The 20,682-nt window shown below is 70.7% G+C and carries 14 protein-coding genes and 3 tRNA genes; 9 read left to right on the top strand and 8 right to left on the bottom strand.

Features of this window, described 5'->3' with window-relative positions; all coding sequences use genetic code 11:
- Nucleotides 1–192 precede the first annotated feature (192 nt).
- Together HSO01S_RS19585 and HSO01S_RS04865 are read left to right on the top strand one after the other, a co-directional pair.
- A complete protein-coding gene (locus HSO01S_RS19585; RefSeq protein WP_157078910.1) occupies nt 193–7,878 on the top strand; it encodes a DUF5979 domain-containing protein in 7,686 nt (2,561 codons plus the stop codon).
- Nucleotides 7,879–7,995: 117 nt separating this feature from the next.
- Complete coding sequence (locus HSO01S_RS04865) at nt 7,996–9,399, top strand: FAD-binding oxidoreductase (RefSeq protein ID WP_066039434.1); 1,404 nt, start codon at nt 7,996–7,998, stop codon at nt 9,397–9,399.
- Nucleotides 9,400–9,414: 15 nt separating this feature from the next.
- Here the strand turns inward: HSO01S_RS04865 and HSO01S_RS04860 are convergent, their stop codons facing one another.
- Complete coding sequence (locus HSO01S_RS04860) at nt 9,415–10,128, bottom strand: NUDIX domain-containing protein (protein ID WP_245635890.1); 714 nt, start codon at nt 10,126–10,128, stop codon at nt 9,415–9,417.
- A 5-nt stretch (nt 10,129–10,133) separates the two neighbouring features.
- The gene (locus HSO01S_RS04855; protein ID WP_066039432.1) at nt 10,134–10,622 is read right to left on the bottom strand and encodes a YajQ family cyclic di-GMP-binding protein; all 489 of its coding nucleotides are present in this window, start codon (nt 10,620–10,622) and stop codon (nt 10,134–10,136) included.
- A gap of 45 nt (nt 10,623–10,667) precedes the next feature.
- Here HSO01S_RS04855 and HSO01S_RS04850 point away from each other — a divergent pair, with 45 nt between their 5' ends.
- The 4 genes from HSO01S_RS04850 to HSO01S_RS04835 all read left to right on the top strand — a co-directional run bounded on the left by HSO01S_RS04850 (nt 10,668) and on the right by HSO01S_RS04835 (nt 14,171).
- On the top strand, nt 10,668–11,435 hold the full coding sequence (locus tag HSO01S_RS04850; protein WP_084361361.1) for a lytic murein transglycosylase: 768 nt from the start codon (nt 10,668–10,670) through the stop codon (nt 11,433–11,435).
- Between the two features lie 86 nt (nt 11,436–11,521).
- Nucleotides 11,522–11,606 (top strand) — tRNA-Tyr (locus HSO01S_RS04845).
- A gap of 16 nt (nt 11,607–11,622) precedes the next feature.
- Nucleotides 11,623–12,501 carry an inositol monophosphatase family protein gene (locus HSO01S_RS04840; protein ID WP_066039430.1) on the top strand — a complete coding sequence of 293 codons (879 nt, stop codon included), beginning with the start codon at nt 11,623–11,625 and terminating at the stop codon, nt 12,499–12,501.
- Between the two features lie 293 nt (nt 12,502–12,794).
- The gene (locus HSO01S_RS04835) at nt 12,795–14,171 is read left to right on the top strand and encodes a M23 family metallopeptidase (RefSeq protein ID WP_066039429.1); all 1,377 of its coding nucleotides are present in this window, start codon (nt 12,795–12,797) and stop codon (nt 14,169–14,171) included.
- Between the two features lie 121 nt (nt 14,172–14,292).
- Here HSO01S_RS04835 and HSO01S_RS04830 read toward each other — a convergent pair whose 3' ends face one another.
- Complete coding sequence (locus HSO01S_RS04830; RefSeq protein WP_084361313.1) at nt 14,293–16,104, bottom strand: glycoside hydrolase family 13 protein; 1,812 nt, start codon at nt 16,102–16,104, stop codon at nt 14,293–14,295.
- Between the two features lie 140 nt (nt 16,105–16,244).
- Here HSO01S_RS04830 and HSO01S_RS04825 point away from each other — a divergent pair.
- Together HSO01S_RS04825 and HSO01S_RS04820 are read left to right on the top strand one after the other, a co-directional pair.
- Nucleotides 16,245–16,316, top strand: a tRNA-Thr gene (locus HSO01S_RS04825).
- 48 nt (nt 16,317–16,364) lie between these two features.
- Nucleotides 16,365–16,438, top strand: a tRNA-Met gene (locus HSO01S_RS04820).
- Between the two features lie 83 nt (nt 16,439–16,521).
- On the opposite strand, the gene HSO01S_RS18225 is transcribed toward HSO01S_RS04820, so the two are convergent.
- The 3 genes from HSO01S_RS18225 to HSO01S_RS18995 form a co-directional block, all read right to left on the bottom strand.
- Entirely contained in the window at nt 16,522–16,992 is a 471-nt protein-coding gene (locus tag HSO01S_RS18225; RefSeq protein ID WP_169799935.1) for a tyrosine-type recombinase/integrase, read from the bottom strand.
- 395 nt (nt 16,993–17,387) lie between these two features.
- Nucleotides 17,388–17,681, bottom strand: a complete 294-nt coding sequence (locus tag HSO01S_RS04815; protein ID WP_281177810.1) for a family 1 glycosylhydrolase — start codon at nt 17,679–17,681, stop codon at nt 17,388–17,390.
- Nucleotides 17,682–17,838: 157 nt separating this feature from the next.
- Nucleotides 17,839–18,030, bottom strand: coding sequence for a hypothetical protein (locus tag HSO01S_RS18995; RefSeq protein ID WP_169799934.1), 192 nt, complete (start codon nt 18,028–18,030; stop codon nt 17,839–17,841).
- On the opposite strand from HSO01S_RS18995, the gene HSO01S_RS04810 reads away from it, so the two are divergent.
- A complete protein-coding gene (locus HSO01S_RS04810; protein ID WP_169799933.1) occupies nt 18,020–18,334 on the top strand; it encodes an alpha/beta hydrolase in 315 nt (104 codons plus the stop codon). The genes HSO01S_RS18995 and HSO01S_RS04810 overlap by 11 nt on opposite strands.
- Before the next feature lie 11 nt (nt 18,335–18,345).
- Here HSO01S_RS04810 and eno read toward each other — a convergent pair whose 3' ends face one another.
- Both eno and HSO01S_RS04800 read right to left on the bottom strand, forming a co-directional pair.
- Nucleotides 18,346–19,620, bottom strand: a complete 1,275-nt coding sequence (eno, locus tag HSO01S_RS04805) for a phosphopyruvate hydratase (protein ID WP_066039426.1) — start codon at nt 19,618–19,620, stop codon at nt 18,346–18,348.
- Nucleotides 19,617–20,633, bottom strand: a complete 1,017-nt coding sequence (locus tag HSO01S_RS04800) for a phosphotransferase (protein ID WP_066039425.1) — start codon at nt 20,631–20,633, stop codon at nt 19,617–19,619. The genes eno and HSO01S_RS04800 overlap by 4 nt, the downstream gene beginning before the upstream one ends.
- Nucleotides 20,634–20,682: the final 49 nt, after the last annotated feature.

Genomic DNA, 20,682 nt, shown 5'->3' with positions numbered 1-20,682 from the left:
GCCCTCCGAGACCCTCGCCGAGACCCCCGCCGGCCAGGAGGGTGAATCGTCGGGTGAAAGCCCCGCCATCCCACGATCGCGCGCTCACCGCCCTCCCTAGGCTCGCACTGGCCCGCCACCTGCCCTCCTCCTACCCAGGGGAGGCGGCGGCGGCGCCCGCACCAGCATCGCTGTACGAGGGGACCCCAGCACGTGACGTTCGACCCATTCTTCGCTTCCGCCGAGCCTGAAAAGCCCGGCCGTTCCGCACGCCGCTGGTACCAGCGACTGGCTCCCGTGGCCGCCGCGCTCACGGTCGCGCTCGTCGCTGCCATGCTCGCCGTGGTGCCCGCGACCGCCGCCCAGGCCGCGAACCCGAGCTTCCTCGCCATCGCGAAGACCGTCGACGGCCAGGAGGCCGTGACCATCGCGCCGGGCGACGAGTTCACCTACACGATCTCCGTCAGCTGCAGCGACGAGGACTGCGTCGACGCCACCCTCACCGACCCGCTGCCGGCCGCCTTCGGCCTCCCCGGCCAGGGCTTCGACATCCTCTCCACCGCGACCGTGCCCTCCGGCATCGCCACGGTCTCGTTCGGCGGCTGCAGCACGTCCGTCACCGGCGACTGCACCCTGACCGCGGTCTACTCGCAGGATCTCGGCGGCGGCAAGGTCGGCATCAGCGCCGGCGAGTCGGTCGACGTGCAGGTCACCCTCCGCGCCCCGCAGAACCTCCCGGCCACCTGGCCCTCCAACGGCGTCACCGTGCCGAACACCGCCACGGTGAAGGCCGCGAACGCGATGAACGAGCCGAGCGACGGCGCCGACGTCACGGTCGCCATCCCGGTCAGCGTCGGCACCGACGTCACGAAGACCTGGCAGCCCGCGAGCCAGCAGTTCCAGCCCGGCGCCGCCTCGGCTATCACGCTCGGCAGCCGCAACACCTCGAACGTGGCCGCCGAGAGCCTCGTCGTGCAGGAGCCCTCCTCGGCCGACGACGGCGAGGCCGGTCTGGGCGGGGACAACCCCTTCCTCCTCACCGACTTCACCGGCTTCGGTGCCGTGACCCTCCCGGCCGGCGCCACCACCGTGCAGGTCGACGCCTACGTCTTCGACACCGCCGGGGGCGGCTACCGCTGGGTCCCCGGATCGCCGCGTGCGCCGGGCGCCATCGCCCTGCCCACCGGCGTCGCCGCATCCGCCGTCGCCGGCCTCCGCTTCACCTTCGCCGGCGACACCGGCACCGTGGCCGTCGCCCCCTCCGGTACCGCCGGCAGCGTCGTGGTGAACGTCGCTCAGCGCTCGACCGACCGCGCCACCGGCGACTCCCTGGTCGCGGGCGCCTCGCTCACCAACAAGGTCACCGGCACGGTCGACGTGCCCGGCCAGCCCTCCGCCACCGACACCGCCGAGGCGCCCTACGCCATCGGCAGCCTCACCGTCGCCGTCAAGGCGGCCAAGTCGATCACGCCCTCCCGCGTGCCCGCCGGAGTCACCGCGAAGTCGGTCATCACCGGCCAGAACGACTCCAACGGACCGCTCAGCGTCTTCACGCTCGACGACCTCGACTTCTTCACCGACAGCGTGCACTTCGCCGGCTTCCAGGCCCCGCTGAGCTACCCGACGGGTGCCACGGGCGCCACGGTCACCTGGCACTTCGCCTCCGCGGCGCCGGTCGTGGCCCCCTTCGCCAGCGGCTCGACCCCGACCGCCCCGGCCCCCGCATCCGGCGACCACCTGACCGGGTTCTCGATCTCGTACACCGGAGCCGTCGCCCCCGGCGCGCAGGTCTCCGCGCAGTTCGGCATCACGCCCGGCGTCGGCCTCGTCGCCGACCCGTCGGCCCCGGTCGACCTGACCAACACCCTCGTGGTCTCCGGCAGCAACCCGGTCGGCAGCGCGAGCGCCGACGCGACCGCCCCGCTCAAGGTCTTCTCGCCCGACATCGCCCTCAGCATCGTGAAGACGATCCAGCCCGGCGCCCCGGTATCGCCCGGTGCGACCGCGGTCGTGCAGCTGCCGACCTCCACCTCGACCGACTCGGCGTTCGTGAACCCCGAGAAGATCGTGGTCGAGGATCTCTTCCGCCCCGGTGTCTCGGACGACTACTGGAACGCCTTCCAGCCGATCGCGATCGCCCCGACCCAGGTGCTCGCGGGCTCCACCCTCACGATCGAGTACACGCTCGACGGCACGACCTGGACCACGTTCCACGTCGTCGACGCGAGCGCGGGGACCCAGGTCTACTCGGGTAACCTTCCGACCGCCGCGATCCCCGGCATCGTCGGCCTCCGCTACACCTTCGAGAACCCGGCCGGCTTCGCCCAGGGCACCACGGTCAGCCCGAACGCGGTCTTCCAGGCGCTCGGCACTACCCGCTCCGACGGCACCCCGACCTCCGTCGCGAACGGCCCCGCCTCCGCGTACACCGACATCGCCACCGCCCAGGGCGAGGGCTCGGTCGCCGGTGGCACGGTCCCGGTCGTGAGCGACGTGGTGCAGGATGACGCGGTCGCGCAGATCCGCAGCGAGAGCGGCGCGGGCACCCTCGCCGGCACCAAGGCGTGGCGGACGACCGACTTCTCGGCCGACGCGAACCTCCTCAGCTCGCAGTCCGGCGCCCGCGTCGGCACCGCGCTCGGCTGGGGCGTGACCTCGACCGGGTACTCCCGCGTGGTCGTCTCCGACCCCGCCTCGGGCGAGGCGACCCCCCGCGGCACCGTCTTCCAGGCCTTCGACCTGAAGTCCGTGCCGGCCATCCCGTACTCGCTCGACCCGCGCCTGCGCTGGGACACCGTCACGAACGTGCAGTTCTACTACGACGGCGCCTGGCAGGATGCCATGCGCGCTCCGGCCGGCGGCTGGATGGGCCAGAACGGCTTCGTCGGCTACACCCTGACCGACGACGAGTCGCGTGACGCGACCGGCGTGCGGTTCGTCGTGACCCCGAACGACCAGGCCCGCGCCTCGAGCACCGACCCGCTGGCCCCGCCCGTGGGCTCCGGCGTCGCGACCAGCGCCTTCGGCGACACCCGGCCGTTCCGCCTGATCTGGGAGCTCCGCAACACGCTCCGCGATCCGGCCGACCCGTCGTCGCCCTGGGTGACCGCGAAGCAGGTCTTCAACGACCCGGCCGCCGGCACGATCGTGAACACGATGGCCGTCACCGGTGTGCAGAACGGCACGCCCGTCGGGCCCCGCACCGCGGCCGACACGATCGCCCTGGTCGACCAGCCCCCGGCGGTCGACGTGCAGAAGAGCACCCAGAAGAGCCGGATGGTCGTGCCGAACTTCGGCGACGTGCCGGCGTCGGGCTACCCGACCAACGACTTCACGCTGACGGCGACGAACAACTCCTCGTCGCGGGCCTCGTACCTGCGGGTCACCGACCCGATGCCGTGCCAGAACGTGGCCGACTGCGCGCAGCCGGCCGACGCCTGGGGCTCGAATCCCTTCGCCCAGACGGCCTACGTCGCGGCGACCAACCCGTTCGAGCGCTTCACCCTCACGAAGATCGCCTACACGGTCGACCAGTCGCAGATCGACCCGGCCGCCTCCACGGTCTTCCTCCAGCAGCGCGCGGCCGACGGCACCCTGTCGACCCGTACCGTGTCGCTCGCCCAGGCGGCGGCGCTCACCGACCTGCAGGACGTGGTCGGCGTGAGCGTCACCTTCGCCGGCCTCGACCCCGCGGTCGACGGCGGCTCCATCGCCACCGGCAGCCAGGCGAAGCTCGTGCTCTCGACCCAGCTGCGCCAGACCCTGCGGAGCGACAGCGCCGTCCCGGTCGCGCCGTTCACCGTCGAGAACTCCGCCTTCGCGCAGAGCTACGACCCGGTCCTCTACCCCGAGGGCACGCCCGGCGCACGCCCGTTCGACAGCGACACCAAGTCGGTCGCCCTGGTGCAGGGCGCGCTCGACGTGACCGCGTCGAAGCAGTTCGCGCCGGACACGATCCTCGAGAAGGATCGCGGCACGGTCGTCACGGCGACGCTCGGCGCGACGCAGGGCTCCTCCACGGTGCCGACCAACCAGGTCACGATCACCGACACCGACACCGAGTTCTGGAACGAGTTCGCGCTCACCGGTCTCGTCGCGTCCGACGTGACGCTCCCGGCCGGTTCGGACCGGGTGCGTGTCGACGTGCAGCTGGACGGCACCGCCGACTGGCTCGCCGGAACCGCGGCACCCACCGCCGCCCTGCCGGCCTTCCCCGCCGGGAAGACCGTGGCCGACGTCACGGGTATCCGCTTCGTCTTCGATCGCGCCGACGGCGGGCTCCTCTCCAACACCGCGATGCCGGCGAACTACTCGGCCACCGCGCTGCTCAAGGTGAGCCTGCTCGACGTGGCGCGGAACGGCGGAGCGATCCTCTTCCCGAGCTCGGTCGACAACACGGTGCAGACGAACTCGCACCGCACCGACCAGCCGTCGGTGTACCCGGACGCGAACGCCGAGAGAACGGACACCGTCTCGCTCCTGGCCGGCACGTTCTCGATCGACGTCTCGAAGTCGCCGTTCTCGAACATCCACACGGTCACCCCGCTGACCCCGAACGAGTGGACGATGACCTTCCGCAACAGCGGAACGGGCATCCTCACCATCGGCGACCTGACGGACAGCCTGCCGGACAAGCTCGACTGGGACGGCGAGGCCCCGGTCTTCGCGACCAGCACCGGAGGCACGCTCTCCAGCGACGTCACCGTCGCCTACGACCAGGCCACGAAGAAGATCGTGTTCACCTGGCCGACCGGCGGGCAGCGGATGCAGCCCGGTGAGACCTTCACCGTCAAGCTCGGCATCGTGCTGGGCGTCGGCCTCTCGGCCGGCGAGCGGGCCACGAACCAGATGGTCGTGACCACCGGTCAGACCCTCCAGGCCTGCACCAACACCTCGGGCAACATGCAGGGCACCCTCGCCGGTGTCGGTCCCACCCAGTGCGGCACGACGAACTTCGTCGGCCCGCAGCCGGGCAGCGCCGTCGTCTCGACCAAGTCGGTCAAGGGCGACGTCACGGGCGGCACCGTCAGCGGCGCCGTGAACACCACGAACCCGGCGCTGCCGTGCCTGGCCGACTCGCAGGGCTTCTACAAGTCCCCGTGCGCCGCCCAGACCGTGGTCGGCGGCACCGACACCTGGAAGCTCGTGCCCGTCAACAACGGCACGATCGCCTCGACGTCGCTGACCGTGGTCGACGCGCTGCCCTTCGCGGGCGACCGCCGTCTCGCGACCGGCGCCCCGCGTGGCTCCACCTTCCAGCCGGTGCTGGATGCGGCGACCCCGGTCACCGTCTCCGCCCCCGCGGGATCGACCAGCACGGTCGAGGTGACGACCGCCGCTGCGGTCTGCGTCGGCACCGACCCGGCCTCGGCCTGGCCGACCGACCCGACCTGCTCGACGCACCCGGTCGCATCCGAGTGGACCCCCATCGCCTCGTACACGGGTGACTGGGCCGCGATCACCGGCCTCCGCGTCGCGGTCGACTTCGCCGGCGCGGCCGGCGGCGTGCTGCCTCCCGGCGGATCGGTCACGATCCTCTACAACACCGTGAACAAGCCGGTCACGGCGACGGATGCGGCGCTCGCGCCGGTCGACGCCCCCGTCGGCCCCGAGTTCGCCTGGAACCAGATCGGCCTCGTCGCCCAGTTCGTCTCGGGTGCCCCGAAGAGCGCGGCGTCGAACTACGCCGGAGTCACCCTCCAGGGCGGCCCGCTGCAGATCACCAAGACGGTCACGGGCGCCGGCTCGGCCTTCGCGCCGAAGTCGTTCACCGCGACCGTGGCCTGCACGGTCGCGGGCGCTGCGGTCGAGTTCACCACCGACCAGGTGGTGCTGGATGCGGCGCACGACTACATGGCGCGCCTGGACGGCATCCCGCTCGGCGCCGTCTGCTCGGTCACCGAGAACGGCACGACCGGGTCGTACGGCGAGACCACGCGCTCGGTCAGCCCCGCGTCGGTGACGATCGCGGCCCCGGCCGCCGCCACCGCCCCGGTGCCCGCTGCGCAGCAGGTCGGGATCGTGAACGACTACGCCCTGGCGTCGCTGACGGTCTCGAAGACCGTCGACACGCGGGCCACGGTGGGCTCGTTCGGTCCGTTCCAGTACACGGTCAGCTGCGTCGCGGCCGGCGGCCAGGCCGTCGCGCTCGCTCCGGCGGACGCCGCCTTCAGCCTCGCGGCCGGAGCGTCGCGGACGATCGCCGGCCTCCCGGTGCTCGCCGACTGCACGGTCGTCGAGACCGGAGCCGACGGCGCGCAGGATGCGGGCAACGCGATCCACGTCAGCACCAACGGCGGCTCCGCGACGGCCGGCGCCCAGACGGTCGTGCCCATCCGTGCCGCCGGCAGCACCGCCGCGTACACCAACACGTACGCCGCGGGCACGCTCACGGTCACGAAGACCCTGGCCGGCACCGGAGCCGGTGACGGCACCGGGTCTCCCTCGCCCGAGGACGGCTACGGCCAGGGACCCTTCACGATCGCAGTGGTCTGCACCTACGACGGCCAGACGCTGTACGACGACGACCTCGTGCTCACCGGCGGGCAGTCCCGCACGCTGGGCGACGTCTTCCCGATCGGCACCCTGTGCTCGGTCGAGGAGACGGTGAACGGCGGAGCGAACGAGTCGACCCCGGCCGCCTCGGTGCGCATCGTGGGCCCCGGCGACGGCCAGACCGTGGGCTCGGTCACGGCCGACGTCACGAACCGGTTCAACGCCGGCCGCGTCGAGGTCACCAAGGTGATCGACGGAGCGGGTGCCGAGACCTACGGCGCCGGCCCCTTCACCGCGGTCGTCACCTGCACCTGGGTGAAGGACGGCCAGACCCTGACCATCCCGCTGCCCGGCGGCGGAGTGCTCGAGCTCAGCGAGGCGAACGGCTACGCCGGCGCCATCGAGGGCCTGATCCAGGGCGCCGACTGCACCGTCGAGGAGACGGTGGCGGGAGGAGCGACCAGCACCACCTACTCGCCGGCCGGCGGCACGGTCACCGTTCCGGCCGACGCGGCGGCGGAGGTCACCATCACGAACACCTTCGACACGGGATCGCTCGAGATCGTGAAGAAGCGCGTCGGCGACGGCGTCGCCGCCTTCGGAAAGGGACCGTTCACGATGCAGGTCGTCTGCACGTGGGAGAAGGACGGCGTGATCACCCCGATCGCGCTGGCAGACGACGGCGAGGTCGTGCTCTCGGACGAGAACGGCTACCACGCCTCGATCGGCGACCTGATCGCCGGAGCAGAGTGCGTCGTGACCGAGACCGACCGCGGACTCGCGACCGCCTCCTCGATCGACCCGGAGGAGGGGATCACGATCCTCGCCGACGGCGACACGGCAGGCCCGGCGACCGTGACGGTGACCAACACCTTCGACGTCGGACGGCTCTCGCTGCAGAAGACGGTCGACAAGGCGGCGGCGACCGTGGGTGACACCCTCGTCTACACGATCACGCTGACCAACACGGGGCAGATCGACGCCACCGGCATCACGGTGACCGACGTCTTCCCGTCGGCCCTGACCGTGGTGTCGACGGACCCGCCGGCGACCACGACGACGATCGACGGGGTGGGCGGCGAGCTCGCCTGGCCCGTCGAGAGCCTGCCGGTCGGCGCCTCGAAGGTGTTCACCGTGACGACCGTGGTCAACTCGGCCGGTGCGATCGCCAACCTGGCGGACGTGACCAACCCGACCGGCCCCTGGGGCGAGGTCGACCACGTCGGCGACGTCTCGCCGGAGGGGATGTCGGAGGCGCAGACGGTAGTCACCGTGCCGGTGCTGCCCGGGCCCTCGGGCCTGGCGAGCACGGGCTCGGGCCTGGCCTTCGGCCTGGCGGGTGCAGGCGGTGCCCTGCTGCTCGGCCTGTTGCTGGTCGGTCTGCGGCGGCGCCGGACGGTCTGACCTGCGGTTCCGGGCTGAGCGTGCACGGCATGCTCGGCCCGGCCTGAGACGCGGCGGCGGGATCCCTTCTGGGATCCCGCCGTTCCCGTCCCGCCCGATCCTCGATAGCGTCTGCTCATGACATTCACGACGGATGAGCTCGACGCCCTGGACCTCGCCGTGGAGGGCCCGGTCCTCCGGCGCGGCGACAGCGGTCTGGCCGCCGAGGCGGCGGGCCAGAACACGACGGTCGTGCGCGATCCCGACGTGCTCGTCGGTGCCCTGACCGAGGCCGACGTGCAGGCGGCCGTGCGGTTCGCGGCCGCCCACGGGCTCGCGGTGCACGTGCTGGCGACCGGCCACGGCGTGTTCGCGCCCGTGACCGGCGGGATGCTCGTCACCACCCGGCGGCTCGACGCGCTTGAGATCGATGCCGAAGCCCGTGTGGCGAGGATCGGCGCCGGCAACCGCTGGGGCGCGGTGATCGAGGCGGCGGCGGTGCACGGTCTCGCGCCGGTGACCGGTGCCTCCGGCCACGTCGGGGCGATCGGGTACACGCTCGGCGGGGGTCTCGGTCCGCTCGCCCGGAGCCACGGCTACTCCTCCGACTACGCCCGGACCTTCCGGCTGGTGACGGCGACCGGCGAGGCGATCACGGTCCACGCGGGCGAGGACGGGCATCCGGAGCTCTTCTGGGCACTGCGGGGCGGCAAGGGCGGATTCGGCGTCGTCACCTCGATGGACTTCGAGCTGGTGCCGCTCACGACGTTCTACGGCGGGTCGCTCTTCTTCGACGCCGAGCACATCCCGGCCGTGCTGCGGGCCTGGGCGCGGTTCACCGATACGGCGCCGGAGGAGGCGACCTCCTCGGTGTCGCTGCTGCGGTTCCCGCCGCTGCCCGTGGTGCCCGAGGCGCTGCGGGGCAAGACGGTGGTGTCGCTCCGTTACGTGCACGTGGGGGAGCCGGAGGAGGCCGAGCGGGTGTTCGCACCGCTGCGGGCGGTGGCGCCGGCGGTGTTCGGCCGGGTCGGCGAGATGCCGGCGGCCCAGATCGGGCTCGTGCACAACGACCCGGTCGACCCGGGTCCGGCGTGGGACAGGGGGATGCTGCTCGACCTGATCGACGACGACCTGATCGAGGCGTTCCTCGACGTGCTGGGGCCCGAGCGGGAGGTGCCGATCGTGGCCGCCGAGCTGCGGCATCTCGGTGGCGCGACGCTGCGGGACGTGCCGGGAGGCAGCGCTGTCGGTGGCCGGCCGGCCGCGGGGACCCTCGTGCTGATCGGCGTGCCGGATCCGGCCCTGTTCGACGGCGTGCTGCCCGCGGTGGCCGACGGGATCACCGCTCGCCTCGCGCCTTGGGTCTCGGCGTCGAACACGATCAACTTCGCCGGCGACCTCTCGGTGCCGGGGTCGTTCGAGTCGTGCTGGGCGCCGGAGGTGCTCGAGCGGCTGGCGCGGGTGCGGGCGGAGTGGGATCCGGCCGGGATGTTCCCCTACCCCGTGGTGGGGCGGGTCAGCGCCGGAGCAGGATCCCGCTGAGCACGGCGGGGCGGGTCAGCGCCGGAACGGGCCGCTGAGCGCCGCCCATTGCAGCAGCATGATCGTCTTGGCATCGACGATGTCGGTGCCGATGCGGGAGAGTGCTTCGTCGATGCCCAGCTCGACCAGCTCGATGTCCTCGCCCTCCTCGGCGAGCCCGCCACCGGCATCCGTTCGCGTCGACGCACCCTCGGCAGCCGCGTCGTACGAGGCCGCGTAGAAGTAGAGCTTCTCGGTGACCGAGCCCGGGCTCATGTAGACGTCGAAGAGGTGCTCGACCTCGCCGATGCGGTAGCCCGTCTCCTCCTGGGCCTCGCGGCGCACGGCCTCCTCGGGCGCGTCGTCGTCGAGCAGGCCGCCCGGCACCTCGAGCAGCATCCCGTCGGGGTGGCCGTTGACGTAGGCCGGGTAGCGGAACTGGCGGATCAGCAGCACCGTGCGCCGGGTCGGGTCGTAGAGCAGCACCGTCGCGCCGTTGCCGCGGTCGTAGGTCTCGCGCTCCTCGGTCGACCAGTGGCCGTCGCGGTGCTGGAAGGCGAGGCGGGTGGTGCGGGTGATGTACCAGTTCGAGGTGAGCAGGCGCACCTCCTCGACCCGCACCCGCGGGTTGCCGGTGAGGTCGAGGCCCTCGCGGTCGAGGCCCGTGCGGCCCCGGCGGTCGGGGACGTCGATGCCGGGGGTGCCGGTCGCGGGCGTGCCGGTCGCGGCCTGCTCCGTCATCCCGCTCATCCCGCTCAGCGGAAGTTGATGAACTGGAGCGCGACGTCGAGGTCGGCGCCCTTGAGCAGCGCCATGGTGGCCTGCAGGTCGTCGCGGCTCTTGGACGAGACGCGCAGCTCGTCGCCCTGGATCTGCGACTTGACGCTCTTGGGAGCCTCGTCGCGGATGAGCTTGTTGATCTTCTTCGCGTCGTCCTGCGCGATGCCCTCCTTCATGGAGGCCTCGAGGCGGTACTCCTTGCCGCTCGCGAAGGGCTCGCCGGCGTCGAGGCTGCGCAGCGAGATGCCGCGCTTGATCAGCTTCGACTCGAACACCTCGAGGATCGCCTTGACGCGCTCCTCGGAGTTGGCCTTCATCAGCACCTTGTCGCCGCTCCACTCGATGGAGGCGCCGATGTTCTTGAAGTCGTAGCGCTGGGCGACCTCTTTCTGAGCCTGGTTGAGGGCGTTGTCCGCCTCCATCTTGTCGACCTTGCTGACCACGTCAAACGATGAATCTGCCATGGGGCCATTTTAGGACTGTCAGCCGGTGATGGTTGAGTGGACTTCATGAAGCTGCGCGTCCCGACCCTCCCCGGCCTGATCGCGGTGGGTGCGCTGGGAGCGCTGCTGAGCGGATGCACGGGGCTCGGACTCGGGAGCGGGAGCGGCGGCGGTGACCAGGGCTCGAGCGGCCCGTCCTTCGCCCCCGAGGCGACCGTGGACGAGTCCGGCGCCGGATCGTACGACGCCGGGACGCCGACGGCCGAGCTCGCCGACCCCGCCTGGCTCGACCGGGTCGCGGAGGCGACCGGCATCCCGCGCCGTGCCCTGACGGGCTACGCCGGGGCCGCGATCGCCGAGAGCGAGGTGCGCCCGGACTGCCGGCTCGGCTGGAACACGCTCGCCGGGATCGGTTGGGTCGAGTCGCACCACGGCACCATCTTCGGCGGCAGCATCGGCGAGAACGGGGTGACGAGCGACCTGATCATCGGGGTGCCGCTCGACGGCGACGGCTTCCAGGAGATCCCCGACACCGACGCCGGCGCGGTCGACGGCGACACGGAGTGGGATCGCGCGGTCGGCCCGATGCAGTTCGTGCCCGCGACCTGGGCCGCCTGGGCCACCGAGGCCAACGGCGACGGGGTGCCCGACATCCACAACATCGACGACTCCTCGCTGTCGGCGGCCGAGTACCTCTGCTACACCGGCGGCGACCTCGCGACGGAGAGCGGATGGCGGGCCGCCATCGCCGGGTACAACGAGTCGCCCGCGTACCTCGACGAGGTGCTCGAGTTCGCGGTGCGGTACGGCGAACAGGCGGCGGCGGCCGGGTAGGCGGAGGCGATTTCGCTCCAGCCCGGGTCATGGGTATCCTTGTCCAGCGCCTTCGGTTGTGTTCTGTAACGTGGTCGGGTGCGCCTGGCGAGTTACCCAAGCGGCCAAAGGGATCTGACTGTAAATCAGACTGCTCAGCATTCGGGGGTTCGAATCCCTCACTCGCCACCACACACGGAGTAATTCCATGACTTCCTCCTCCTCCGCTTCCTTCTCCTCCGATTCGGCGGCACCCGCTTCGGCCGAGCTCCTCGAGCTGGCCCGCTCGATCGCGATCGACGCCGCCGAGCTCGTCGCCCGGCGTCGCGCCGATGGCGTCACGGTCGCCGCGACCAAGTCCTCGCTCGAGGACGTCGTGACCTTCGCCGACCGCGAGTCGGAGGACTTCATCCGTGCCCGTCTCGCCGAGGCGCGGCCGGAGGACGGCTTCCTCGGCGAGGAGTCGGAGGCCACCCCCGGCAGCTCGGGCATCACCTGGGTCGTCGACCCGATCGACGGCACCGTCAACTACCTCTACGACATCCCGGCCTACGCGGTCTCGATCGCGGCGGTCACCGGCAGCACGGACCCCGCGGAGTGGACCGCGCTCGCCGGCGTGGTCGTCAACCCCGTGCTCGGCGAGGTGTTCTCCGCCTCGGCGGGTGGGGGCGCGTTCCTCGACTCGCCCCGTGCGGCGCACCGCCGGCTCGCGGTCAACGAGGATGTCGCGCTCGCGCAGGCGCTCGTCGGCACCGGCTTCTCGTACAGCGCCGAGGTGCGGGTCAAGCAGGGGCAGGTCGTGACCGGTCTGGTCGGCAAGGTGCGCGACATCCGCCGCGCCGGCTCGGCGGCCCTCGACCTCTGCTCGGTCGCCCTCGGCCGCCTCGACGCCTACGCCGAGCGCGGGCTGAACCCGTGGGACCACGCGGCGGGCGCGCTGATCTGCCGGGAGGCCGGTGCCCGCGTCGGCGGCTTCGGTGACGCCAAGGAGAGCGGGGTCATGACCCTCGCGGCGGCTCCCGCCCTGGCGGCGGAGCTCGAGCCCCTGGTGCGCGAGCTGCACCGGAACGCCGATCTCCCGCTCTGAGCGGTGCGGCGTTCGCGCGACACGCGGGCCGGGCGCGTGAATCGTGCGCTCGCTGGCAATTCAAATGTTGGCTGGTTAGCCTTGACCGACCTTTTCGCCCCGCACCACGGGGCGGCCCCACGCACCGACCGGAGATACCCGAACAATTGGCACGGATGACTTCACGCCCGGATGACGACGCATCCAAACGCGAGGCCCCTGGTTCGACGAAGCACCAATCCTCTTCCCCTTCTTCTGCACCCTCCTCTTCGCCGTCCTCGGGGTCGGCTCTTCCGTCCCGGCGGAGCCTGCGCGTGACGACGCCCGCCGCGCCGCCGGAGGTCACGACCGCGGCGATGAGCCGCCGTGCGGCGCGCCTCGCCGCCCTCGAGGCCGCCGCTGCGGCAGCGGCTTCCGCTGCTGTGTCGGCTCCGGCAGCGGCACCGGCTTCCGCCTCGCCTGAAGGCACCGAGATCACGGTCGTCACCGGATCCGTCGACATCGTCGGGACACCGGCCGTGTCGGTCGCGGCGAGCGTCGTGACGGCTCCGCGTCCCCACGCCCAGAAGGGCGGCCGCCGTGCCGCTCCCTCGTTCAGCGACTCGATCGAGAAGCCGGCCGGTGGCCGCCGCGCCCGCATCTCGACCCCGACGACCGCCGAGGCGGTCGAGCCGGCGGTGGAGGCTGCGCCGGAGTCCGAGGCCGGGTCGGCCACTGCTGACATTGCTCTCGGTGCTCCCGTTGCCGCGGCCGTCGTTCCCGTCGCCGACGCGACCGCTGTGCCGGCGCCGAAGGCGGTCTCGCGTCGGTCGCTCCGCACCACGTCGCTGACGCCCGCCTCCACCCTCAGCTCCACCTCCACTTCCGGCACCGACGTGGCCCCGGCCTCCGGCGGCACGCACGGCGGGGCAAAGGACTCGACTCCGGGTTCCGGTGCGGGCGGCGGCAGCTCAGCGCCCAAGGCCGGCGGGCGGCGCAGCCGCCGCGGCGACATCGCCAAGGGCACCTTCAGCGTCGTGGCCATGCTCTTCGCCGCGGGCATCGCGGTCGCGACGACCATGCCCGCCTCGGCCTTCCACGCCGCCTCCGCGGGTGCGCCCGAGACCGTGCTCGCCGACGTGGCCCCGCTCGCGGCCCAGGAGCTGACCACCGGCACCGGCAGCTCCGGCGCGAGCATCCTCCGCGACGACTACAGCGTGCGCGACGTCGCCGCCCTGAAGGCGGCGGGCCTCCGGGTCGCCGACACCTTCACGAACAACGTGACCAGTGCCGTTCAGTGGCCGTTCCCGGTCGGCGTGCCGATCAGCGACGGCTTCGGGCCGCGCGAGTCGCCCGGCGGCATCGGCAGCACCGACCACAAGGGCGTCGACTTCACGCCCGGCCAGGGCTCCGACATCCACGTGGTCGCCGACGGGGTCGTGAGCAAGGTCGTGCGCTCGGACGGCGGAGGCCTCGGCGTCTACGTGATCGTCGACCATGTCGTCGACGGCGAAGAGGTCTCGAGTGTCTACGGCCACATGCTGACCGGATCGATCGAGGTCGAGACCGGCCAGGTGCTCAAGGTCGGCGAGGTCATCGGCCGCGTCGGCAACACCGGAACCTCGACGGGCGCGCACCTGCACCTCGAGATCCGTCTGAACGGCACGACCGCGGTCGACCCCTACGCCTGGCTCAGCGAGCGCGTGGCCTGACCGGCCCGCGATCGCCGGAGTTTCACTGCAAATAACGAGGACCGACCCCGTATAGGGCGTCGGTCCTCGTTATTTGCAGAGTTACTCGGTCAGGAGCCGCTCGACGTGGCTCCCGAAGGCGTCAGGCGAGCCAGATCGCCGTGTCCGGCGGCAGCGCCGCCTCGGTCAGGGCCTCGCTCATCAGCAGGATGCCGTCCGGTGTCGTCTCGACCGGCAGTTCGACCGCGGTCTCGCCCATGTTGGCGATCACGGTGACGCCGTTGTTGCGGAACGCGATCACGTTCTCGCCGTAGCCCGGCAGCCACTCGAGCACGCCGGTGCCCAGCTGCCGCTCGGCCCGCAGGCGGAGCGCCAGCTTGTACAGCTCGAGCGTCGACCCCGCGACGCCCTCCTGGCTCGCGCGGGCGAAGCGGTCCCAGTCGTCCGGCTGCGGCAGCCAGCTCGCCGAGGTGCCCTCGAGACCGAAGCCGTAGCTCGGCACCTGCGGCTCCCACGGGATCGGCACCCGGCAGCCGTCGCGCCCGTACTTCTCGTGGTGGGTGCGGAACCAGGTCGGGTCCTGTCGCGCCTCGTCCGGCAGGTAGATGTCCTCGGGCAGACCGAGCTCCTCGCCCTGGTAGACGTAGGCGCTGCCCGGCAGCGCGAGCATCAGCGAGGTCGCCGCGCGAGCACGCCGGAGCCCCACCACGGGATCGGGCAGGCCGGGGGACTTCGGCCCTATGCCGGCACCCTGCAGGTTGTCGGCGCCGAGCGCGAGCCGCGAGGCGTGGCGCACCACGTCGTGGTTCGAGAGGACCCAGGTGCTCGGGGCGCCGACCGAGGAGAACGCGGCGATCGAGGTGTCGATGACGACGCGCAGCTCGGGAGCCGACCAACCGGCCGAGAGGTAGGTGAAGTTGAAGGCCTGGTGCATCTCGTCGGGTCGCACCCAGCGGGCGAGCTTCGTCAGCGGCTCCACCCAGGCCTCGGCGCAGAGCACGCGGTCGCCCTCGTACTCGGCGAGCAGATCGTGCCAGTCGCGGTAGATCTCGTGCACGCCGTCCTGCGCCCAGTAGGGCGGGGTCGGCGGGTCGAGCTCAGCATCGGAGTCGATGCCGGGCTCGAGCCCGACCGGGACGACACCGCCGCCCATGCTGCCGGCGTCGGCGGGAGGCGTGTAATCGGGCAGCCCGGCCTCCTTGATCAGGCCGTGCGCCACATCCACCCGGAACCCGTCGACCCCGCGGTCGAGCCAGAACCGCAGGATCTCGCGGAAGCGCTCGCGCACCCACGGGTTCTCCCAGTCGAGGTCGGGCTGCGACTTGTCGAAGAGGTGCAGGTACCACTGGCCAGGCGTGCCGTCGGGGTTCGTCGTGCGCTCCCACGCGGGGCCGCCGAAGACCGACTCCCAGTTGTTGGGCATCTCGTCGCCGTTCGGGCCCTTGCCGTCGCGGAACATGTAGCGCGCACGCTCGGGGCTGCCGGGTGCGGCGGCGAGGGCCTCGCGGAACCACGCGTGATCCCACGAGGTGTGGTTCGGCACGAGGTCGACGATGACCCGGATGCCGAGGCCGTGGGCGGTTGCGAGCAGCCGGTCGAAGTCCTCGAGCGTGCCGAAAAGCGGATCGACGTCGCAGTAGTCGGCGACGTCGTAACCGGCGTCGTGCTGGGGAGAGGTCATGAACGGCGAGAGCCAGACCGCGTCGACCCCGAGCTCGGAGAGGGCCGTGAGCCGCGCGGTGATGCCGGGGAGGTCGCCGATGCCGTCGCCGTCCGAGTCCGAGAAGGAGCGCGGGTAGATCTGGTAGATGACGGCCGAGCGCCACCATTCCCCGCCGGTGCCGACCAGCGTGGTGGCGGGTTCCGCCTCCGTCGTGGTGGGCGAGGTCGTGGTCGTCCCGTCGGTGACCGCGGCCTCCGGCGGGCCGGATTCGGGAGAGGTCTCGATAGTCATGCCGAGAACTCTAACCGGAGGACCGGTCGTGTGGAACCGTTTGCAGACAGGTCGCCGAACGGGTCGGCCGGATGCGGCGAAAGCGGTCCCCGAGGGATGCTATTCTCTACTGGTGCCAAAAACCGCTCGCGGTTGTGCGCGCCCCCTTAGCTCATTGGTAGAGCACTTCCTTGGTAAGGAAGAGGTAGTGGGTCCGATTCCCACAGGGGGCTCCGGCTTCCGGCCGGCTCCGGCCTCTCGGCCGCAGTCGCAGAAGTCTTGGCGGGATAGCTCAGTTGGTTAGAGCACACGGCTCATAATCGTGGGGTCGCGGGTTCAAGTCCCGCTCCCGCTACGAAAACCCCCAAGATCTCGCCATCTTGGGGGTTTTTGCTTTGCTTCGAGCGGTCGACCCCGCATTAACCCCGCACTTTGAAATCACTGGATGATCGCATTCAGGGCGTGCGCGGCCTTGACGCCGCCTGTGTTCTTCGCCATGTAGACGTCTTGCGTGAGGGACGGATTGGCATGGCCCAGGTACTCGGCGATCTCGCGAGCACTAAGGCCCGCATGGTCTAGTGCTGTCGCAACTGTCTTTCGGAAGCTGTGTGTAGTTACCGTCGGATACCCGAGCCGCTCACGAGCATTCCGCCAATCCCTCGATGTGTTCCTTGGATCGCGTATGTTCCCTCGAACTGTTGGGAACACGAGGTCGTGCTCATTGTGGATCTTGAAGTTGGTCTTGCGGTCCAGCAGTCGCTTGATGAGCGACCCAGGAACTGCGATGGTGCGCATGCCGGCACGCGTTTTGACATGGTCCTGGATGATGAGGCCGCGCCCATGCGCCCGGACGACGTTCGCGTCGAATGTCACCGTCTGCGCGGCGAAATAGACTGCTGACCAACTCAAGGCGAGCCGGAATCTGAAACGTATGTAGACTCCCGTGACTGGCTGTACACGCAGCCAGAAGTGTTGTGTGTACTGGAGCGAGCTTCCGTCGCGCCCTACTTGCTCCTGGATGCAGTCCGCGACAGCGACCTAGAGGACGTCGTTCGACGCACCTGTGTCGCGGCGGGAGCGAAGCTTCCGACCGGTTAGGCCCCGGAAATCGGTGTTGACATAATCCCTATCCTCGGCGGCCCGCAGATGGTGGGAGTGCGGTTTGTGGTGCTGAGGCGTGACCACATTTTGACCACACATGGGTTCTATCGTCCTGATTCGACGGGCATCGACATGAACAAAGATCCTTGAGTTTCCGGGGATCAGCGCTTTCTCAGGCGTCATTTCAGGCACGCATATAGAGTTCAAATTCTACCGTCTCCGCACAGGAGATCGTCAACCATGCGACTTTCCGAGGCAAGGCCGCCGAGCCAGGCGAGTGCAGGCTTGGGCGCTCGCTCGAACGTGGTGCGGTCGACGGCGACGAGCCCGAAGGTCGGCTCCCAGTGGCCCCATTCCCAGTTGTCGAGCAGGTTCCAGTGAAAGTAGCCGCGCGCGTCGACGCCGTCGTCAACAGCGGCGACCACTGACCTCAGCGCTGCCGCGGTGAATTCGATCCTCTCTTCGTCGTCCGGTACGGCGACCCCGTTCTCGGTGATGATGATCGGGCACGCTCGGGATGACGCGTGAGACTCGACGGATGGCGCCGCCGAGCGATTCGGGCCGGTATTGCCAGCCGTTCATCGTTCTGCGGGCCGCGTGGTTCACGATCGGCTATCCGACGGTGCCGATGATTCCGCCGGTGTAGGTCTGCACTTAGACGAAGTCATCGCCTTCGCTCGCTCTCAGGAACACCTGGTCGCGCGGTTCGGCATAGCGGTCCGTTGGCCCGTCTGTTCCGGGTGCGGGCAGGCAGTCCTGAACCGACAAATCCCATCCGACGGCCACGCCGGGATGATTGCGGCGGATGCGGGCGACCGCGGATCGGTGCATCGCGATGTCGGTCACGGACACGGCGACGAACGCGTTCCCGCCCACCTTCCTCAGCGTCGGAGATGCCGACCCGTTCCGCCCCCAGGTGACCGAACTCGCTGCCGCACTTCAGGCCCGAGGCGTGCCGGTGACGACGCTGATGTGGGATGGCACGGGCGACAAGCTGGGTCACGAGTATCATTTCGACTTCTCGCTGCCGCTGCCGGTGCCGCTGCCGCTGCCGCAGGCGCAGACCGCACTCCAAGCGACGCTCGACTTCCTCGACTCACTGGACCTGCTGCCGTTGCGCTGGCCTGACACCACGATCGAAGACTCATGAGGCCGCGCCTGTCAGCGCGCTAGGGCGGCCGACCCGGCGTAGACGGTCTCGGTGGCCGACTCGATCTCGAGCAGGCGGTTCCACTTGGCGGTGCGCTCCGAGCGCATCGTCGATCCGACCTTGATCTGCCCCGCTCGCCAGCCGACGGCGAGGTCGGCAAGCCAGTGGTCTTCGGTGTCGCCCGAGCGGGCACTCACGACAGGCGCGAAGCCGGCGGCCTGCGCCGACTCGACGACGCGGCGGGCGCGGGTGACGGTGCCACCCTGGTTCGGCTTCACGAGCACAGAGTTCGCGACACCCGCACGGATGCCGCGGGCCAGTCGCGCGTCGTTCGTCGCGAACAGGTCATCGCCGAGCAGCTGCAGGCCGGTGAGGGTCGCAGCGGCTTCGGCCCAGCCCTCCCAATCGCTCTCGCCCAGCGGGTCTTCGATCGAGACGATCGGAAAGCGGGAGACCCACTGCGCGAGCCGATCCACCCACTCCGTCGTCGGAAGAACGCGATCCTCGGTGCGCAGCCGGATGCCGCCGGCGTCGACGAGTTGCGAGGCGGCCACGTCGATCGCGATCGAGACGTCGTCGCGCGGAGTGAACCCCGCGGCCTCGATCCCGCGGGTCACGAGGTCGAGGGCCGACTCGTTGTCGGCGAGCCGCGCGCTCAGCCCGCCCTCGTCGGCCACCAGAGCCGACCATCCGCCCAGCTGCTCGAGCAGTTCCGCCGTGGCCCGGCGCACGCGGTCGACCCATTCGATGCCCTCGCGAAAACTGTGGGAGCCGACCGGGATGACGAGGATGTCCTGGATGTCGATGGCTTTTCCGGCGTGCGCCCCGCCGGAGACGATGTTCACCATCGGCAACGGGATGAGCGGCACGCCATCGGGATCGAGGTGGCGCCACAACTCGGTGCGCGTCGACGCGGCGGCGGCGAGCAGGGTGGCGAGCGAGGCCGCCAGCACCCCGTTCGACCCGACGGCGCTCAGCTCGGGATCGGGGTCGAGCGCTTCCATCGCGGCATCCACCGCGACCTGATCGACCGCATCGAGCCCGACGACGGCCGCGGCGACCGCGGTGTTCGCCGACTCCACGGCCCGCCGAACCCCGAAGCCGGCGTATTCGGGGCCGCCGTCGCGCAGCTCCTTGGCCTCGAACGCACCGGTCGAGGCGCCCGAGGGCACGATGGCGCGCCCGACGGCCCCGCCGGCGAGGGTGATGGTGCAGGCCACCGTGGGGCGGCCGCGCGAGTCGAGGGCTTCCCAGGCGTGCAGGGCGGTAATGGTGGTGTCGGTCATGCTCCGGCTTTCGTGCTCGAGGGGATGAGGTCGCGCTCGCCGAGGAGGGCGGCACGACCGAGTCGTTCGACGACCTCGCGGTCGGCGGCGGTGAGGTAGGTGGCGGGCGACTTGCCGTGCACCCGGGCCAGCAACAGGCAGCCGAGCTGACGGTTCAGGTGCGCGGCGTCGAGATCGAGGGTTCCGGATGCACCGCCACGATACTCTTCCACGAAAGCCGCCGCGGCTTGCTCCAGCAGCGCCGCCGAGTCGGGCAGGTGCACCGCCTTCATGGTGAGGTGGCTGAGCAGGAAGGCCACATCGAAGCTCGGGTCGCCGACGTGCGCGACCTCGTGATCGATCACCCAGAACGAGCCGTCGCTCGTCGCGCCCGGCGCGGTGAGGATGTTCTTCGGCGAGAAGTCGCCGTGCACGAGGCAGAGCCGGGTCGCGGCCATCCGGTCGGCCGTCTGCATGATCGCGTCGGCGAGATCCGGCAGGCGCTCGGCCGTCGTGCGGTAGTAGGGCGCGATGCGCAGGCTCTCGAACGCCGCCGATTGATCGCGCAGGATGGGGGCGACGGTGGCGGGATCTTTGGTTCTGACGTGCCAGCGGGCGAGTACCTCGCCCAGCCGGGCTGCCGTGGGCACGTGCACGTCGCCCGCCATCAGCAAAGACTTCCACTCCACCCATGTGGCCGGAGCGTGCGCGATGACGAGCACCCGGCGACCCGGGTCGATGTCGAGCACCTCGGGAACCCGGCCGGGCGTGAGTGCCGCGGTCATTTCGAGCATGGCGGCTTCGGAGAGGATGCGGTCGGTCGGAGCCAGCCATTCCTCGGCCACCCGGAGCTTCGGCAGGGATTGCTTCACGATCAGGGCCTGCGTCGGAGTGTGCACGGCGATGACGACGCTGCTCACTCCGCCGGAGAGTTCGGCCACGGTGATTTCCGGCGAGCGGGCTTCGACCTCTGTCAGCACGCCTCGCAGCACGAGGTGCTCGATCACGGAATCCACTCCGAGGAGTTCGGGCATCGACGTCTCCGTTTCTTCTGCGTCATTGCGGGCTCCGGGCCGACCCAGC

It is taken from the genome of Herbiconiux solani NBRC 106740 (assembly GCF_001571005.1).
Taxonomy (GTDB): Bacteria; Actinomycetota; Actinomycetes; order Actinomycetales; family Microbacteriaceae; genus Herbiconiux; species Herbiconiux solani.
This window is presented reverse-complemented; position numbering and strand designations above follow the sequence as displayed.

Excerpts from the sequence above, each read along its gene's own strand:
- HSO01S_RS04840 (WP_066039430.1), top strand. The coding sequence starts at position 11,623 with ATGACTTCCTCCTCCTCCGCTTCCTTCTCCTCCGATTCGGCGGCACCC.
- HSO01S_RS04850 (WP_084361361.1), top strand. The coding sequence starts at position 10,668 with ATGAAGCTGCGCGTCCCGACCCTCCCCGGCCTGATCGCGGTGGGTGCG.
- HSO01S_RS04865 (WP_066039434.1), top strand. The coding sequence starts at position 7,996 with ATGACATTCACGACGGATGAGCTCGACGCCCTGGACCTCGCCGTGGAG.
- eno (WP_066039426.1), bottom strand. The coding sequence starts at position 19,620 with ATGACCGACACCACCATTACCGCCCTGCACGCCTGGGAAGCCCTCGAC.
- HSO01S_RS04830 (WP_084361313.1), bottom strand. The coding sequence starts at position 16,104 with ATGACTATCGAGACCTCTCCCGAATCCGGCCCGCCGGAGGCCGCGGTC.
- HSO01S_RS04860 (WP_245635890.1), bottom strand. The coding sequence starts at position 10,128 with ATGAGCGGGATGACGGAGCAGGCCGCGACCGGCACGCCCGCGACCGGC.
- HSO01S_RS04810 (WP_169799933.1), top strand. The coding sequence starts at position 18,020 with ATGTCGGTCACGGACACGGCGACGAACGCGTTCCCGCCCACCTTCCTC.
- HSO01S_RS04800 (WP_066039425.1), bottom strand. The coding sequence starts at position 20,633 with ATGCCCGAACTCCTCGGAGTGGATTCCGTGATCGAGCACCTCGTGCTG.
- HSO01S_RS04855 (WP_066039432.1), bottom strand. The coding sequence starts at position 10,622 with ATGGCAGATTCATCGTTTGACGTGGTCAGCAAGGTCGACAAGATGGAG.